The 16,502-nt window shown below is 58.4% G+C and carries 16 protein-coding genes; 11 read left to right on the plus strand and 5 right to left on the minus strand.

The window, feature by feature from the left end; translation table 11 throughout:
• Positions 1-108: 108 nt before the first annotated feature.
• Positions 109-780, plus strand: coding sequence for a DUF559 domain-containing protein (locus EAV92_RS00365; RefSeq protein WP_123039258.1), 672 nt, complete (start codon positions 109-111; stop codon positions 778-780).
• A gap of 232 nt (positions 781-1,012) precedes the next feature.
• Here the strand turns inward: EAV92_RS00365 and EAV92_RS00370 are convergent, their stop codons facing one another.
• From EAV92_RS00370 to EAV92_RS00380, 3 genes are read right to left on the minus strand one after another with little or no spacing between them, the layout of a single operon-like run.
• The gene (locus EAV92_RS00370; protein WP_123039259.1) at positions 1,013-2,581 is read right to left on the minus strand and encodes a DUF3369 domain-containing protein; all 1,569 of its coding nucleotides are present in this window, start codon (positions 2,579-2,581) and stop codon (positions 1,013-1,015) included.
• 4 nt (positions 2,582-2,585) lie between these two features.
• The gene (locus EAV92_RS00375) at positions 2,586-4,100 is read right to left on the minus strand and encodes a sensor histidine kinase (protein ID WP_123039260.1); all 1,515 of its coding nucleotides are present in this window, start codon (positions 4,098-4,100) and stop codon (positions 2,586-2,588) included.
• 24 nt (positions 4,101-4,124) lie between these two features.
• Positions 4,125-4,502, minus strand: coding sequence for a hypothetical protein (locus tag EAV92_RS00380; RefSeq protein ID WP_123039261.1), 378 nt, complete (start codon positions 4,500-4,502; stop codon positions 4,125-4,127).
• A 214-nt stretch (positions 4,503-4,716) separates the two neighbouring features.
• On the opposite strand from EAV92_RS00380, the gene EAV92_RS00385 reads away from it, so the two are divergent.
• Entirely contained in the window at positions 4,717-5,004 is a 288-nt protein-coding gene (locus EAV92_RS00385) for a late competence development ComFB family protein (protein ID WP_123039262.1), read from the plus strand.
• A gap of 75 nt (positions 5,005-5,079) precedes the next feature.
• On the opposite strand, the gene EAV92_RS00390 is transcribed toward EAV92_RS00385, so the two are convergent.
• Positions 5,080-5,982 (minus strand): aldo/keto reductase, encoded by a 903-nt coding sequence (locus tag EAV92_RS00390; RefSeq protein WP_123039263.1) that lies wholly within the window; start codon positions 5,980-5,982, stop codon positions 5,080-5,082.
• Positions 5,983-6,111: 129 nt separating this feature from the next.
• On the opposite strand from EAV92_RS00390, the gene EAV92_RS00395 reads away from it, so the two are divergent.
• From EAV92_RS00395 to EAV92_RS00420, 6 genes are all read left to right on the plus strand, one after another.
• The gene (locus EAV92_RS00395) at positions 6,112-6,981 is read left to right on the plus strand and encodes a DUF72 domain-containing protein (RefSeq protein ID WP_123039264.1); all 870 of its coding nucleotides are present in this window, start codon (positions 6,112-6,114) and stop codon (positions 6,979-6,981) included.
• Positions 6,982-7,012: 31 nt separating this feature from the next.
• Positions 7,013-8,575: an NAD(P)H-hydrate dehydratase gene (locus tag EAV92_RS00400; RefSeq protein ID WP_123039265.1), complete on the plus strand. Its 1,563-nt coding sequence runs from the start codon at positions 7,013-7,015 to the stop codon at positions 8,573-8,575.
• A gap of 43 nt (positions 8,576-8,618) precedes the next feature.
• A complete protein-coding gene (locus EAV92_RS00405; RefSeq protein ID WP_123039266.1) occupies positions 8,619-9,761 on the plus strand; it encodes an MFS transporter in 1,143 nt (380 codons plus the stop codon).
• A gap of 84 nt (positions 9,762-9,845) precedes the next feature.
• Positions 9,846-11,831 carry an ATP-binding protein gene (locus EAV92_RS00410; protein WP_123039267.1) on the plus strand — a complete coding sequence of 662 codons (1,986 nt, stop codon included), beginning with the start codon at positions 9,846-9,848 and terminating at the stop codon, positions 11,829-11,831.
• A 33-nt stretch (positions 11,832-11,864) separates the two neighbouring features.
• Positions 11,865-12,506: a PAQR family membrane homeostasis protein TrhA gene (gene trhA, locus EAV92_RS00415; RefSeq protein ID WP_123039268.1), complete on the plus strand. Its 642-nt coding sequence runs from the start codon at positions 11,865-11,867 to the stop codon at positions 12,504-12,506.
• A gap of 13 nt (positions 12,507-12,519) precedes the next feature.
• Complete coding sequence (locus EAV92_RS00420; protein ID WP_123039269.1) at positions 12,520-13,482, plus strand: metallophosphoesterase family protein; 963 nt, start codon at positions 12,520-12,522, stop codon at positions 13,480-13,482.
• Between the two features lie 267 nt (positions 13,483-13,749).
• Here EAV92_RS00420 and EAV92_RS00425 read toward each other — a convergent pair whose 3' ends face one another.
• Positions 13,750-15,198 carry a carboxypeptidase regulatory-like domain-containing protein gene (locus EAV92_RS00425; protein ID WP_164472569.1) on the minus strand — a complete coding sequence of 483 codons (1,449 nt, stop codon included), beginning with the start codon at positions 15,196-15,198 and terminating at the stop codon, positions 13,750-13,752.
• Positions 15,199-15,324: 126 nt separating this feature from the next.
• On the opposite strand from EAV92_RS00425, the gene EAV92_RS24325 reads away from it, so the two are divergent.
• The 3 genes from EAV92_RS24325 (at position 15,325) to EAV92_RS00430 (ending at position 16,406) form a co-directional block, all read left to right on the plus strand.
• Positions 15,325-15,471 carry a hypothetical protein gene (locus EAV92_RS24325; RefSeq protein WP_164472570.1) on the plus strand — a complete coding sequence of 49 codons (147 nt, stop codon included), beginning with the start codon at positions 15,325-15,327 and terminating at the stop codon, positions 15,469-15,471.
• A 20-nt stretch (positions 15,472-15,491) separates the two neighbouring features.
• Positions 15,492-15,662, plus strand: a complete 171-nt coding sequence (locus tag EAV92_RS24330; RefSeq protein ID WP_164472571.1) for a hypothetical protein — start codon at positions 15,492-15,494, stop codon at positions 15,660-15,662.
• Between the two features lie 252 nt (positions 15,663-15,914).
• Positions 15,915-16,406: a DUF1904 family protein gene (locus EAV92_RS00430; RefSeq protein WP_123039271.1), complete on the plus strand. Its 492-nt coding sequence runs from the start codon at positions 15,915-15,917 to the stop codon at positions 16,404-16,406.
• Positions 16,407-16,502: the final 96 nt, after the last annotated feature.

Here is a 16,502-nt window from a genome sequence, read left to right on the forward strand (position 1 = left end):
CGGACATTTGCGCTATAAAATCGTATTTAGATGTGACGAAGAACGTCCTTTTTCGCTCGATGAGCGGTGAGGGGCGTTTTTCTATTTTGCGGAGGAGGTGTCGGCAGCATGGATTTCGAGGAAGCACATGAAAAGTGGATAGCCGGGCATTTGGAGAAGAGATCGGGAGAGCGCCGGGGAAGGCTGGAGAGGGGGCATCGGCACGCGGAGACCTCGTTTGCGCGGAACGTTTGGTGGGAGTTGTGCGGCCATTTCGATCATCTGCACCCGGAGTATGAAGTGCCGGATTGGAGAGGACGCTCTTACTTCGCGGATTTTGCCTGGATCACTCCCTTCATCCGCCTCATCATCGAGATCAAAGGGTATGCGGCGCACGTGCGCGATATGGACCGGCTTAAATACTGCCACGAGCTGAACCGGGAAACGTTTCTTACCGCGATGGGGTATACGGTCATCTCATTCGCTTACGACGACGTAGAACAGCGTCCCGACGCATGCATAGCGTTGCTCCGCATGGTGATGAGCCGCTTTCGGTCCGGCGCGTCACCGGTTTCCAGAGCTTTGCCGGCTGAGAAGGAGCTGATTCGTCTGGCTGTAAGGTCGGTTTCGCCCCTGCGGCCGAAGGATGTTGCTGAGTATTACGGGATAGATCTTAAAACGGCCATCGCGATGATGCGGAAGTTGTCGGACAAAGGCTGGTTGACTCCCGTAACGGGAGAGCGTGGGAAGCGGGTCGTTCGCTATGAGTTAGTTAGAGGAGCCGTGGATTATTTGGATTAGCGGGAAAACTTCCTACTAATTTTCGTGTTCATCGGGACTGCGGCGGAATAACGGGAAAACCTCCCACTAATCTTCGCCCAGAGGGGCATAAGTGGCATGACCCGGCGAATTAGTTGGAGGTTTTCCCATTAATTTTGCGATTTTGCGAGTTTGCGGCGGAATAGCGGGAGGATTTCCCACTAAATTCGCAGCGAATGCGCGGAATCAGCGGCAACCGGGGGAGACGCCCCCCTCAGCCCGCGGCGAGGTTCGGATCCAAGTACTGGTCGCGGATTTTCAGGATGGCCGGCAGGTTCTCGAAGAAGATGTCGACCAGCTTCGGGTCGAAATGCTTCCCGCGCTGCTCGCGGAAGTGCGCGAGGATGTCCTCGAGGCTCCAAGCGCTCTTGTAGACGCGGTCGCTGCCGAGGGCGTCGAACACGTCCGCCACCGCCGTGATCCGGCCGTAGATGTGGATGTCCTCGCCGGCCAACCCGTTCGGATATCCCGAGCCGTCGTACTTCTCGTGGTGCTGGTACGCGATGATCGCCGCCGTTTTGATGATGTCGCGGTTGGAGTGGTTCAGCATGGCGTAGCCGTAATTCGCGTGCTCCTTGATCAGCTCGAACTCATCCGGCGTCAGCTTGCCCGGCTTGTTCAGCACGGCGTCCGGGATCGCGACTTTGCCGACGTCATGCATGGAGGAGGCGAGGCGCACGAGCTCGGCCTCTTCCTCGGGCAGGCCGTATTTCAAGGCCAGCAGCTTGGAGTATTCGGCCACCCGTTTGACGTGGTTGCCCGTTTCCTTCGAGCGGGTTTCCGCGATTTCGCCGAGCGTGAAGATGATCTCCTTCTGGGCCGTCTCGACTTCTTCGTTCAAGTACAGGTTTTCGAACGCGACGGAGACGTTGGAGCAGTAAATCTCGATCAAGTACCGGTTCCATTCGTTCAGGGACTTCGAGCCTTCGAAATAGATGACGTTTTCGCGCCCGGTTTTGCTTTCGAAATAGCAGGTGAAATGGTCCTCGTGAAACGTGCTTTTCTTCTCCCGGAACGTTCGCTCGATGCTGCTCAGCACGTGCGCCGGCACGACTTCCTCGATTTTGGCGTTTTCGCTGAGCTCGTAGTCGCCGGATGCCGCCAGGATATAGATTTCCTCTTGCCCTTTCGCGACGGCGAAGCTGTTGCAATGCAGCGCGTTCTTATGCAGGTTGAGGATCGAGGTCAACTGCGTCAGCACGCCGGACGCGAATTTCTTCATCGACTTCAGCTCGAAAAGGTCGGCGGACGATTTGATAATCTTCTCGAGGCCGACCTTGTTGTTTTCGATGACCATGATATCGCGGTACGAGCGCAGGGCGGCCATGATGGTCGTGAAAAGCTTCTGCGTGGTCAGCTCGGTTTTTTCCTTGTAGTCGTTAATGTCGTAGTTCGTGATGACGACCTTCTCCGGCGCCTGTCCGGGCTGCCCCGTGCGCAGGATGATCCGGACCGAGGAGTACTTCAGTTCTTCCCGGATATATTTGACGAGGCGCAAGCCAGAGTCGTCCTGGTCCATGACGACGTCGAGCAGAATGATCGCCGCGTCGGGATGTTCACGGATGACGCGATAAGCTTCCGTTTCCGAATAGGCGCTCAGAAATTCGAGCTGCTTGCCGTCGAACTCGAAATCGCTCAGCACCATCCGGGTGAGGTGGTGCACTTCCTGTTCGTCGTCGACGATGATGACTTTCCAATACTCTTTCTCGCGGCCTGCGTCGGCCGTCTCCGCCAGATCCTCGTCGGCGAAGATAAGGAAATCCTCTTGCTGATCGCTTGCCATTATGTCATCCCTCATTCATCGGAATTTGGATAATAAACGCGGTCCCGGCTCCTACCTGGCTCTCGCATCGGATCGTGCCTCCCAGAGACTGCGTCACCAGATTGTAAACGATATTCATGCCGAGTCCGGTGCCGCCTCCTCCGCGGTTGGTGGTGAAGAAGGGGTTGAAGATCTGCTCCACGATTTCCGGCGGCATGCCTTTGCCGTTATCGGAGTACAGGAGGGTGAGGCCTTCGCTTTCATCGGTCCGGATATCGATGGTCATCGTGCCCTCGGAATCCGGCTCGAATGCGTGGATGAGGGAATTCATGATCAAATTGGTGACGATTTGCGATACGGCCCCGGGATCGCTCAGAATCTCCACGCCGTCCGTTCCGGTCAGCTCAACGCGGTGCTTCGTTTTCTTGAGCTGCGGCTGCAGGCTGACGAGCACTTCGCGGACGTACTCTTTCACATGGAACTTCCGCTTGATTTCCACCGAACGGTCGACGGCCACCTGCTTGAAGCTCTTGACCAGCTCGGAAGCGCGGGACAGGTTGGCTTGGATCATGCCCGTCGTATCGAGCACCGTTTTCAGAAATTCCTCCAGGTCGGAGCGTTTCATGGCGTTCGATTGGTACAGCTTCTGAAACTCCTTGGACTTCTCCGCCATGAAAGAAGAGGCGGTGACGCCGATGCCGAGCGGGGTGTTGATTTCGTGGGACACGCCCGCGACGAGGCTTCCCAACGCCACCATCTTCTCCGATTCCACCAGCTGCTTCTGCGTCTGCTTGATCGTGCTCATCGCTTGCTGCAGCTCGCTGTAGCGGTTTTCCTGCTTATGCACCATTTCGTTGAAGGCGGAAGCGACTTCGTTGATCTCCCGGCTGGCCATGACCGGAATCGGCCGGTAGGCTTCCCCTTCCTTGACGGATACCGCAGCCTCGCGGATTTTCAGCAGAGGGCGGATCAGCAGCCTCCGGATGATGAAATACAGCGAGACGAGCAGCAGGACGGTGATGGTGGAGCCGACCACGATGATAAGAAGCGTGCGCTGGTGAATCAAGGCATCGCTCTCCGAGGTGTTCAGCAGCAGCTCGATCGCGCCGACCGTGACCCCGTCTTCCTTCAGCGGCGCGGTCAACCGATCCTGCGGCGTCCCGTCGTCTCCGTGGAACTGCTCGACCAGCGTGCGCCGGGTTTCGAGCATTTGGATCATGCCGGAAGGCGAGGGCTGCCCGATCCGGTCGCGGTTCGTGGAGGCGAGAATCTCCTTGTCTCCGTAGAGCGTTAATTCGATGACGTTGGCGTTCTTGTATTGGATGTAATCGAAAATTTGCTGAACGTCTTGCATGTTATGCGATTCTTCGTATCGGCCGTTGATCGCCGTCGTCATGCCGTCCAGTTGGCTGATGTACGTCTCCTGGACGGATTTCTGCAGGCTGTAAGAGTCGAACCAGACGATGACGGACATCATGATCACGGTCACCGAGCTGACGAGGATCAATATCCTTTTTTGCAGGCTGAGTTTGCTGGACACGGCGGTTCTCCTCTGGGCGATGGGTTAGGGAATTTTGAATTTGATCGTTTTGGTGACGTCATACGGCGTATGGTCGTTGTTGTGCAACGAAACCTTCAAAATGTGGTCGCCCGAGGGGACGTTCGGAAACTCGTAATGGGATTCCGTGACTCCGATTTTGTCGTTGTCGTCCAGGTACATATGGATATGTCCTTCGCCTGTCTTGCGCCCTTGGCCGTAATGCTCGGGCGAGATGTGCATGTCCGTCTCCACGTCTATGGCGAACGTGGTTCCTTCGACCTTCCATTTCACGTCCAGCGACGGCTTATGGACTTGGTTTCCGCTCGCCGTCTGTGCTTTGTTTCCGCATGCCGCTAGCATAAAACAACAAATGACGGCAAGGTAAATGCCCCTGAATTTCATCGTAACACCTCATGTTCTATGAAAAATTTACTATAATCACAGATACGGACAAATTCTACGGAGGGTTCGAGATTTCCTCCCGTTTCGGTCGCCATTTGTGGAATATTCGAGGCAATTGTCGAAAATGTTTCGTTCGGAGCTCTTTCAACCGGAAGGACAAGATGGTAAAGTTTGAGCAAGAGGGTCGGTTCCATTACCGCGAGGAGTGAAAGAGATGAAAGATACGAAGGAATACGCCGTGTTGAACGCGATGGAGCCCATCGTCATTCGGCTGTTCGAGGACAATTATTTGAAGCAGCGGACACTCGTCTGCGATTGCGATAAATGCCAGCTCGACATCCTGCTGCTGACCTTGAATAAGCTGCCTCCCCGCTATACGTCCAGCCAGGCGGGCGAAGCCTACGTCAAGGCGCTTTATTTAAACAACCAGTTGCAGTCCGACATTCTGACCGTGTTGACCCAGGCGGTCAAGGTGATTGAAGACAGACCGAGCCACCCTTAAATCGTAAAATGACGGAAATTACCGTAAAAGAAGGCCGGGGAGCAACTCCCCGGCCTTTCTTGCGCATACAGAGAATTACTTGAGTCCGGCCCATGCAGGCTCATGCACTTCTTCCCAGCGCCTGCGGATCAGGTCGAACTGCTCGGGCTCCAGCTTGCCCTTCCGCGCGAATTCGAACGCCTTCATCATATGGTCGAGATTTTTCGTGCCGACCAAGGCCAAATGCACTTGCGGGAAGCTGAGGACGAAACGCAGCGAAATTTCCGTGATTTTATCCGAATCCTCGTTTTTGAACGGGAAGTCCAGCTTCTCCAAGCGCTTGATATAATCTTCCGGCGCGTTTTCGGCACCTTGCCGGGACCAGACGACGTTGGCGAGAGGCCGCTTGATGACGATGCCCATGCCGCGCTCGGCCGCCTTGTCCAGCGTAAGCGTAACGGCTTCCTGGTCGGCGATGTTCAGCGACGTCTGCAGCGAATCGAACACGCCCGTTCCGATGGCGTACAGGGCGTCGGTGCTGTCCCCGCTGTAGCCGATATAGCGCGTCAATCCCTCCTGCTTGAACTTCTGCAGCGCTTCGATCAGATCCCCTTGGCGCAGCACGGCCTCGGAGCAGCTATGGATGTAGAGCATGTCCAGATAGTCCGTTTTCAGGTCCCTCAGCGAACGCTCGATGCTCGGCCTCGCGTTGCGGACGTCCCATTCCGGATAGGGAAGCCCGGCTTTCTGTCCTTCTCCCAGCTTGCTGAACAAGTAGTAGTCCTGCCTGCGGTGAGAGACCGTGTCCCCGATCATTTTCTCGCTGTCGAGATAGATGGAGGCCGTATCGATGACGTTCATCCCTTCGTCAAGCGCGGCATTCAGCAGCTTACCCGCGTTTTCCGTCGTCGTATCGACGCTTTTCATCGCGATTTCGTATCCGCCGAACCCGACGACCGCTACGTTCATGTCCGTTTTTCCCAGTTGTCTTCGTTCCATCGTGCATTCACCTCTCAAGTCGGAATTAATATTGGATTACCCCCCTGAGATTGGGCAAACCAGAAAACCGGGTCTATAATGAGAGAGAATGCAAAATGCGGAAACCAGAGGCGGGAGGAGGCTCGGGGCATGATCCGGGTAGGGCTCGCGGGCTGGGGCGACCACGATCGGTTGTACGCTCCGGGAACCAAACCGCAAAACAAGCTGAAGGAATACGCCCGGCAGCTGCCGGTCGTCGAGGTGGACAGCACGTTTTACGCCATCCAGACGCCGGAGCGTTTCCAGGCGTGGGCCGAAGATACGCCGGCCGAATTTCGGTTCGTCGTCAAGGCTTATCAGGTGCTCACGGGGCACCGGAGGGGAAATCCGGCGGGCGACGGGCTGGATGCCGCGTTCGAAGCTTTCCGTGCTTCGTTGGAGCCTGTGCGGGCTGCCGGCAAGCTGCAGGCGGTTCTGTTTCAATATCCGCCGTGGTTCGACTGCATCCGGGAGAACGTTCGGGTCCTTCGGGAGGCGAAGGAGAGAATGGCCGGCTTTCCGTGCGCGCTGGAATTCCGGCATCAAAGCTGGTTCCGGCCGGAGTTCCGGCAGAAAACGCTTGACTTCATGGCACGGGAAGGTTGGATTCACAGCGTATGCGACGAGCCCCAGGCCGGCGAGACGTCGGTTCCGACGGTGCTGAGCGCCACGGATCCCGGGCTGACGATCGTGCGGATGCATGGACGCAACGTCTCCGGATGGAATTCGGGCGGAGCGCCGAACTGGCGGGACGTCCGCTACCTCTATCACTACAGCCGGGAGGAACTGGCGGAGTGGGTGGACCGGTTGGCCATGTTGGAGGAACAGTCGCAGGAAGTCTCCGTCATCTTCAACAACAACTCCGGCGGCCATGCGGCGGGCAACGCGGCGGACCTGTTGGAGCTGCTGGGACAAGCCGCGCCGGAGCTGAAGGATCCCGGGAAGCAGCCGGAGCAGCTCGATTTGTTCGACGCGACATAGGCGACATAGCGAACATAGGGAGGGAAAGGCCATGATCCTCGTCACGTCCGCCGAAATGAGGGCGATCGACCGATTCGCCATCGAAGGGATCGGCATTCCGGCGATGGTGTTGATGGAGAATGCCGGCAGGGCCGTCGCCGACGAGGTCGTCCGGATCCAGGAAACGGAAGCCCCTCGCAGCGGCAACGCGGACGGACGCGCTCCCCGGTGGATCGTACTGGTCGGCAAGGGCAACAACGGCGGCGACGGCATCGTGTGCGCCAGACACTTGGTCGAACGGGGGTATGACGTCCTGCTGCTGTATGCGGCTTCCCCAGACGGCTGGTCCGGGGAAGCCGCGGCGCAGCGGGACATCGCCCGCCGCATGGGGCTGACGGAAGCCGTTTACGGGCAGCCCGGCACGCCGGATTGGCCGCGCTGGGACGGCATTGTCGACGCGCTTCTCGGTACGGGAACGTCGGGCCCGCCCCGTGAGCCCTGCGCTTCGTTGATCCGCGAAGCCAACGCCAGCGGCTTGCCGATCGTGTCGGCGGATTTGCCGAGCGGCTTGAACGCCGATACCGGCGAAGTCGCAGACCCGTGCATCCGCGCCCGCGTCACGGTGGCTCTCGCCGCCATGAAGCGGGGACTGCTCCTGTATCCGGGAGCGGAAGCCGCCGGAGAAGTGGTCGTGCGGCCGATCGGCATTCCCGCGGAAGCGGTCAAGCGGCAGCAGGTCAACACGTTCGTCCTGAACGAAGAGACGTTGAAGGACAAGCTGGGCATGCCTTTCCCCTTGCGCAGGGACGCCGACACGCACAAGGGAACGTACGGCCATGCGCTTATCGTCGCCGGCTCCCGCCCGATGAGCGGCGCCGGGCTGCTCTGCGCGAGGGCGGCGCTTCGGGCGGGCAGCGGCCTCGTCACCTGGGCGGTGCCGGAGCTGCTGGCGCTGCCGCTCGCCGGACGGCTGCCCGAAGCGATGATCCGCGGCCTGCCGGACGGCGGCAGCGGCGAATGGAGCGGCGTGCCCGCCGCGCAAGTGGCTGCCTTGGCCGCCGGAAAGCAAGCCGTCGTCGTGGGCCCCGGCCTCGGCCGCTGGCCCGGCGATGCCGCGTGGCTCCGCGAGCTGTGGGAATCGGTGGACGCGCCGCTCGTCCTCGACGCCGACGCGCTCAACATGCTGGCCGACGCCGGAGACTTCCCGGCGTCTTGGCCGCGCAGGGAGCGCGGGGCGGTGCTGACGCCGCATCCCGGCGAAATGGCCCGGCTGAGCGGTCTCTCCGCGCGCGAAGTCCAGGCGGACCGCATCGGCCTCGCCCGCCGGTACGCCGAACGGCTTGGCGCCGCGCTCGTGCTCAAGGGCGCCCGTACCGTAGTCGCGGGACCGGACGGGAGCGCGTACGTCAACACGACCGGCAATCCCGGCATGGCGACGGGAGGCTCCGGCGACGTGCTGGCCGGCGTCATCGGCGCTTTGCTGGCGCAAGGCTGGGACGCCATGCAGGCAGCGGCCGGCGGCGTCTACTGGCACGGCGCCGCCGGAGACCGTGCCGCGGCTTCGCGCGAATTTCCCGCCTCGCTGATCGCGGGCGACATCATCGAGCGGCTATGAAGGCGCAGGGCCGGCCTTAACCGCGGATCGAAGGAGATAAACCTTGTCTACCGTTTTCCGTTTAAGGGTTTTAAACGTTTGCTATTTTTCGCTATTCGCGCTGTTCCTGTCCTTCCTGCCCGTTTACGGGTCGGGCATCGGCATTTCCGATACGCAGCTGGGCTTGCTCCTCAGCGCGGGCAGCTTGATCAGTCTCGTGTCGCAGCCTTCCTGGGGCGTCGTCAGCGACCGGTTCCGCACGATTCTCAAGGTGCTGCTGCCGCTGATGGCGGCGGGAACCGCAGCCGGCGCCCTGCTGTACCAAAGCGAACAAGCCTGGAGCTACGCGCTCGGCGTGGGGTTGATGTACGTGTTTTTCCTGCCGACCGATCCGCTGATGGAGAGCCTGAATTACCAGACCTCGCAGCGGCTGGGCGTCCCCTTCGGCTCGATCCGCATGTTCGGCGCGCTCGGCTATGCCATCGCTTCGCTCGCGGCCGGGTACGCGTCCGATCTGTGGGGCATGCACAGCCTTTCCTGGGTGTTCGCGGGATGCGGCATCGCGGCCGTGCTGCTCGGGTTGACGGTTCCCGACGTCCGGACGTCTGCGAAGGCGCCGGCGTTCCGGCAGCTTTTCGCCTTCTTCGGCCAATCGCGCGCCTGGACGTTCTTGCTGCTGGTCTTGGTCGTCGCGGTCGCCCATAAAATGAACGACCTGTTCCTCGGCCTGCGCATCGAAAGGCTCGGCGGCAGCATGCGGCTGACGGGCACGGCCTGGTTCGTGATGACGATAGCCGAAACCTTGTTCTTCGCCTTGAGCTCCCGCTGGGTCAAGCTGGGCAGGGAGGGAGCCGTCATGACGCTGGCCGCCGCCATGTACGCCGTGAGGTTCCTGCTCTGCGGCTTCGTTTCGAGTCCATATGCGCTGGCGGCACTGCAGGCGATGCAAGGCGTGACGTTCGTGCTGTTCTACGTAGGCGGAATCCAATATATCCACGCGATCGCTCCCGCACAATGGAGGTCGACGGGGCAGACGGCGTTTACCTCCGTGTTCTTCGGCGTATCGGGGATCGTCGGCTCCGCGCTCGGGGGATGGCTGATGGACGAATACGGAGGCGCCGCCTTGTATTACACGATGGCGGGCATTGCGGCCGCAGGCTGCCTGCTGTTTCGGATGTTTCTGTTTCCCCGTGGTCGACAAGCTTAGCCAAAGAGGATTTTTTTCCTCCTTATGGAATAAGTAAACATTGTCGAATGGGACTTTCGGAGTCCTTCAAGGAGCGGGAGCGCAGTGTCCAAATGTAGCCGAATCGCAGGTTGGATCGGGATTTTGCTGCTTGTCCTTTACGTCGGCTGGGAGCTCTTCTACCGCAGCGACATGTTCGTAGGCATAGTCGTCAGCAACGTCTTGCAGGCAATGAGCGCCCTCTATGCCGGAATCGTGCTGCTACTGGCCTACCGGCAGTCGGGCAAATCGAAGTTCTGGCTGTATTACGGCATCGGGGCTCTGGGTTATTTCACGGCCCAAACTTACTGGACGGCGGAACTGATCCTGACTCGGGGAGTTCCGAATGCGTTCGGGCCGGCGGAAATCATTTGGATTTTGCAGTATTTTTTCATTTTGATGGGCTTGTACGAACAGAACCGTTATCGGAGAAATCCCGCGTTTCCTTTTCTGTTCGATATCCTGCTGTTCACGACGGTTTCCGTCACGCTCTACTGGCAGCAATTCATCAGGCCGTCGCTCGGCGAATATGATTTGACCGATGCCGAGACGATTTATAATTTGTTCTGCTCCTCGGTCAATCTCGTGATCCTCATGTTCCTGTTCATCTTCGATCGGTCGCGGATGCCGTCAGGATCGCGGAATTTTCTGGCGGCGGCGTTCCTGCTCAAAACCGTCGGAAGTTCCTCGTCCTGGCTGTTGGAGGGAAGCGACCATTGGCTCAGCGCCGGCGTGGTGATTCCGGATTTCTGCTGGTTCGCAGGTCTTCTGTTCATGGGGTTCGCGGGGGCTTACGGGAGCCGCCCCCATGAGGAAGATGCCTTGCGGAAGCAACCTCGTGCGACGCACCTGAGACGGCACGTGCCGCTCGTATTCGGCGGCCTGCTGCTCGTGCTGCTGCTGGCGGGGTCCTCGCCGGCGACGCCCGTGGCGTTCGGCTGCTTGCTCGGCGTGATCCTGATGCTCGTTCGGCTGTTCTTCGGCATCCGCGAATCGGAGTCCGTGAACCGGTCGCTTAAAGAAACCGACGCGATCTACCAGAACTGGGCGGAAAACGCCCTTGTCGGCGTCTTCATCGAGCAGGAAGGCAAATTGGTCTACGTCAACCGTTATTGCGAAGAGATTTTCGGTTATGAACCTGGAGAGATGGAAGGAAGCTCGATCCTGAGCCATATCTCGTTCACCGAGATTCCCCGTTTCCTGTCGGAAGCCGACAAGCTTCACGAAAACATTCCGACCGGGCGCTTCGGCGTTACGGGTCTTCGAAGGGACCAAAACGTTCTCTACTTGGAAATGCATCTGGCCAAATCGTATTTTCACGGCAAAGAAGCCTTATCCGGTACGTTGATCGACATCACGGAACGCAAAATGTCCGAACAATACCTGATCCGGTCCGAGAAGCTGTCGGTCGTCGGCCAACTGGCGGCGGGCGTGGCGCACGAAATCCGCAACCCTTTGACCGCGCTTAAAGGCTTCACGCAGCTGCTCCACCAAAACTCGGACGAAAACCGCAAGTATTATGAAATCATGCTGACGGAACTGGAGAGAATCAATTATATCGTCGGCGAATTCATGGTGCTCTCCAAGCCGCACAACCGGCAGCAGTTCAAGGAGCACGACATCCACCGCATTTTGACGAGCATCATTCCGATTTTGGAATCGCAGGCCATCTTGCATAACGTCATCCTCCGGGTGGAAACGTCCCAGGATCTGCCTAAGGTCAAGTGCGATGAAAATCAGATCAAGCAGGTGCTGATCAACCTGATGAAAAACGCGATCGAGGCGATGCCGGGAGGCGGAACGGTAACCGTACGCTACGAAACCGACGCGCCGAAGCGGCAGTTGACCCTGTACATCGAAGACGAGGGCGTCGGCATGCCGGCGGAATTGCTGGAAAGATTGGGAGAGCCGTTCCTCACCACGAAGGAGAAGGGGACCGGTCTTGGCCTCATGGTTTGCTATAAAATCATTCAAGCCCACGAAGGGACGCTCTCGGTGAGCAGTCAGCCCGGGCAGGGCACGAGCGTGAAGCTCGTACTCCCGGCCCGCTGAGATTACGCAAGGAGAAACGAGGTTCAACCAGACATGGCGGATACGCACGTATATACGAAGAGGGAAGAAGTCGCCAATGCGGTCACGCACGGCATCGGGACGGCGCTCAGCATCGCGGGACTCGTCATCCTGATCGTGTTCGCGGCGCTGAAGGGCACGGCTTGGCACGTCGTCAGCTTTACGATTTACGGAGTCACGATGGTCTTGCTGTATACCGCGTCAACGCTCGTGCATTCATTTCCCGAAGGCAAAGTGAAAGACCTGTTCGAGACGTTCGACCATTCTTGCATCTACTTGTTCATCGCAGGCACGTATACGCCGATCTTGCTGACCGCGCTCAGAAGCCCGTTGGGCTGGTCCTTGTTCGGAGTGGTGTGGGGGCTTGCGATTGGCGGGGTCGTTTTCAAAGCATTTTTCACGAAAAAATTTCTGGTCCTGTCCACGCTGTTTTACGTCGCGATGGGCTGGTTGATCGTATTCGCTTGGAAGCCGCTGCTGACGCTTCTCGAGCCGGGCGGCTTGTGGCTGTTGATCGCCGGCGGGCTGTTGTATACTTTCGGCGCCGTGTTCTATGTGTGGCGCGGGTTTCCTCATCATCATGCGGTATGGCACCTGTTCGTGCTCGCGGGGTCGATCTGCCACTTTTTCGCGATTCTGCTTTATTTGCTGCCTTGAGGGGAGGGGTCCGATGAGCCGTTCGCTCAGCTTTCGCCGGGACGGCACGTTTACGATCGTGCAATTTACGGACCTGCATTGGCAAAATGGGGAACCGAAGGATTTGCGCACGAGAGATCTGATGGAGAAGGTTCTGAGTTCGGAGAAGCCGGATCTTATCGCGTTTACCGGGGACATGATTTACAGCCTGAACAGCGCGGAACCCCGCCGGTCGCTGCGGGAGGCGTTGTCCGTCGCGGCGGGGAGCGGCATTCCTTGGGCGGCCGTCTTCGGCAACCACGATTCGGAAAAGGCCGTGACTCGCCAGGACTTGATGCGGACGATGCGCGAGCTGCCGGGATGTCTGGCGGAACCGGGGCCGGCGGATGTCGACGGGGTGGGGAATTACGTCATCCGGGTGCGGTACGGGAGCGGGAAAATCGGCGCGGCGCTGTTTTTCCTCGATACGGGCGCGAAGTCGAGCATCCCCGCGATTCCCGGCTATGATTGGATCCGAACGAGTCAGATCGATTGGTATTTGGAAGAGAAAGCGAAGCTGACGGGAGAGAACGGGGGAACGGTCGTGCCGTCGCTGGCCTTCTTTCATATCCCTCTTCCGGAATACGAGGAGGTCTGGCACACGCAGGTCTGTTATGGCCACCGGCACGAGCGGGCGGCATGCCCGAAGGTGAACTCCGGCTTTTTCGCGGCGATGGAGGCGGGAGGCGGCGCTTTGGGCGCGTTCTGCGGACACGACCATATCAACGATTACGGAGGAAAGCTGCTGGAAACGGAATTGTACTACGGAAGGGCAAGCGGTTACCAAGCATACGGGCGATGGGGATATGCCCGCGGGGCGCGGATCATTCGCTTGAAGCTGGGAAAACCGGGGTTCGATACTTGGGTGCGCCTGCACGACGGGCGCGTGATCGACTCCCCGCCCGTCCACCGCCCGTGGTTGTATTGGTTGAAAGAGAAGATCCGAAGCCGGTTTTGAACAGGGCGGGTATGGAAAAATAAACAGCGCCGTCGCGGCTGCCAAGTTGACGGCATTGCGATCGGCGCTGTTCGGCTTTCTTGTTCGGTTTGACTTGCGTCAGCGGTTTGCGGATCCAGGCTTTCCGGAGCAGTTCCGGATTCCGTCCGCTTTCCCGTTCCGTTTTGAGACGGGATTTGTGGGCTTTGGTTTTGGACACATCAGCCACCTCCAAAACCCACTATATCCCATCAGGAGGAGGCAGTGCAATCGGTATTCGGCGGAATCTTAGAATGCCGAAACGTTGGAGCTGTCCGAGTTGAACTTCAATTGGTTAACCGGCACGAAAACGCCGTTGTTGATTTCGAAAACGGTCCACAGGGTGCCGGCGGTATCCGTGGGAGCGTAGAACGTGGCCAGCAGGTTCGAACCCTGGTAAACGTTCACGACCGCGCCCGAATTGGATAAAGCTTGGCTGGAGTTGGAGAATCTATTCGTATAATCGTGGACGGAGTAGCGATAAACGCCGTCTCCCGGGTGCTTCAGCGTGATGGTCTCCGGTCCGAAGCTGGTCGTGTCGTCTATGTCCAGAGAAGCATCGGTCGTGTCGGTATCGTAAGTACTGTTGCTGTAGTAGACGTGGAACCGGCTGGCGCCGTTAGGGCCCGTCAAATGAGAATCCAGGTCCGAAGGAGAGGCTCCCCAGTTCAGGACGATGCGGATCTCGTCTTCGGCCAGCGTCGGCGTAACCGTGCCGTCTTGATGGTCCTTCACGGTGCCGCCTACGGCGACGACGAGAATGGAAGAAGGCAGATAACCGGTGCCGGTGATTTCGGCGGTATAGTTCCCGGAGGGCAGATCAATTGTATATTGGCCGCTCTGGTCCGTCGTCGCGGTTCCGGAGCTCGGCCCGTCGAACACGTTCTGCCCCTTGCGGAACGTTAACGTCAGCCCGGGTACGGGAAGGCCGGTGAGAGCGTTCGTAATCGTTCCGGAAACGGTGCCGTTTCCTTGGTTCGCCACGGGCACCAGGTACAAGGGAGAGTTGAAAGTGTCCGTATTGGCGGTAACCGTGACCAAATTGTTTTCGCTGGAATAACCGGTTTTGGAAGCGACGATTTTATAGGACCCTGCCGGCAGCGTGAGCGAGTACTGGCCGGAATCGTCCGTCGTCACGGTCGTTACCTTGACATTGCTTGAGTCGTAAACGTCAACCGTGGCGCCGGTCAGGGAGGCCAGCGTGATGGCGTCGGCGACCTTGCCTTTGACGGTGCCTTGTTCGGCAGGGGCCGGCTGATCGTCATCGACGATGGTCACGATCGAATAGGGGGGATTCGCCAGCGTCGCTCCGCCGGTCGTGCCTTTCAACAGCAGCCGGAACGTCTCCGGTCCTTCAACGGCGGTGTCGTCGATGATGTGCACTTGGAACGTTTTGCTCGTTTCCCCGTCCGCGAACTGCAGCCAGCCGTGAACGTACTGGTAATCCACGTTTCGCGTCGCGGTGATGGCGCAGTCGCAATACTCGACGCCGATGTTGCCGTCGCTGCCTCCGGTTCTATTGACCGTTACGGTGAGCGTGCCGGCGTTTTCAATCACGCTGTACTCCGATTGGCTGAGCTGCAGGACGCCGGGGTGGGGGGTGTCTTGCGCCGCAGCGAACTGCGGCAGGAGCAGCGTTCCGATGATGAGGAACACGGCTAAAAGGGAAAGCGTTTTTTTGCGTAAAGAGAGCAGCATTTTTAGTCCTCCATGATACAGATTGTATACATGACTCATAATATGATACAAATTGTAAACAGTCAATATTTTAGGCCCTTCCGGGTATCCTAGCCCTCAGGATCAACGTCTTGGAGGGGTAAATCGGTGGCCTATACTTGCGAAGATTGCGGTCATGAGTCGGAAAAGGCGCATACGATCACCGTTTATGACGCCTCCGGCGTCGAGGAAAAGCTGAACGTGGTGTGTCCGGATTGTTATGAGGAATGGCTGCTGTCCCTCAAAGACAACTAAACGGAGAGGATGAATGCAACATGAGCAACAGCATCGATGCGATCCGCGCGGATCATCAAAATTTCCTGGATGAGACGGAAGACGAAGTGAAGGCGGTGCCTTCGAGCACGCAGGGCGGGGAAGCCGTCGAAGCGATGGTCGCCCACATCAATAAATACGACGAGCCGGAAGAGAAAGAGGATCAGCAGTAAAACGAACGAAACCGGCCCCTTGTGACCGGTTTCGTTTGTTTTAAGGTGGGCGAGATTCGAAGCCCGGTGAAACCCGCCGAAATAGTCGACGACAGCCGCTATTTGGCCTGCACATTCGCAAAATTACCGAAACAGTGGACCACATCCACTATTTGATTCTTCGCTTGCCTCTCCCGCCTAATAGCCGCACATTTCTCTCCTTTCATTTTTGCGGTATGCTAGGAGAATCCGTACGTTAAAGGAGTTTTCTTCGTGCCGCATTTGTTGATTCGGGGTGTGGAGGTCGACCAAGTCCGGGCCGTCAGTACAGCGATGGTTGCCGAGTTGGCCGCTTTGTGCCAATGCCCGGAGGACCATTTTTTGTTGGAATGCCTGCAAACCGCAGCCGTTTTCCGCGGGGAGACGGTTGCCTCCTATCCGTTCGTCGAAGTCGCCTGGTTCGAGCGGGGGGCCGAGGTTCGGGACCGTTTTGCCGAAATCGTCGACCGCCATCTGCGTTCGTCAGGGATACCCGAGATGGAGATCGCTTTCCGTGTGTACAGGGAAGATCAATATTACGCCAACGGGGAAAGATTGGGGCCCGTAAAGCAAGAAGACGACCCGTCCGCGTTGCGGGACGAGCTGCGGAATCTTCAAGAAGCCAACGGGCGTTTGAAAGAACAGCTGCGCAAGTCCGCCGCTAAGACCGTCACCAAGTCGGATTCGGCCATGTCCAGCAGATTGAGAGACGCTCTGCGAGAGTAACTGAGCAGCGTATCCCCGTCACTCAGGACGTGAAACTGCGATCATAGCCCACCTGCTTATCTCCCCCGCTCAGAACAAATCATCCGATCATAGATG

This window comes from Cohnella candidum (assembly GCF_003713065.1).
Classification (GTDB): domain Bacteria; phylum Bacillota; class Bacilli; order Paenibacillales; family Paenibacillaceae; genus Cohnella; species Cohnella candidum.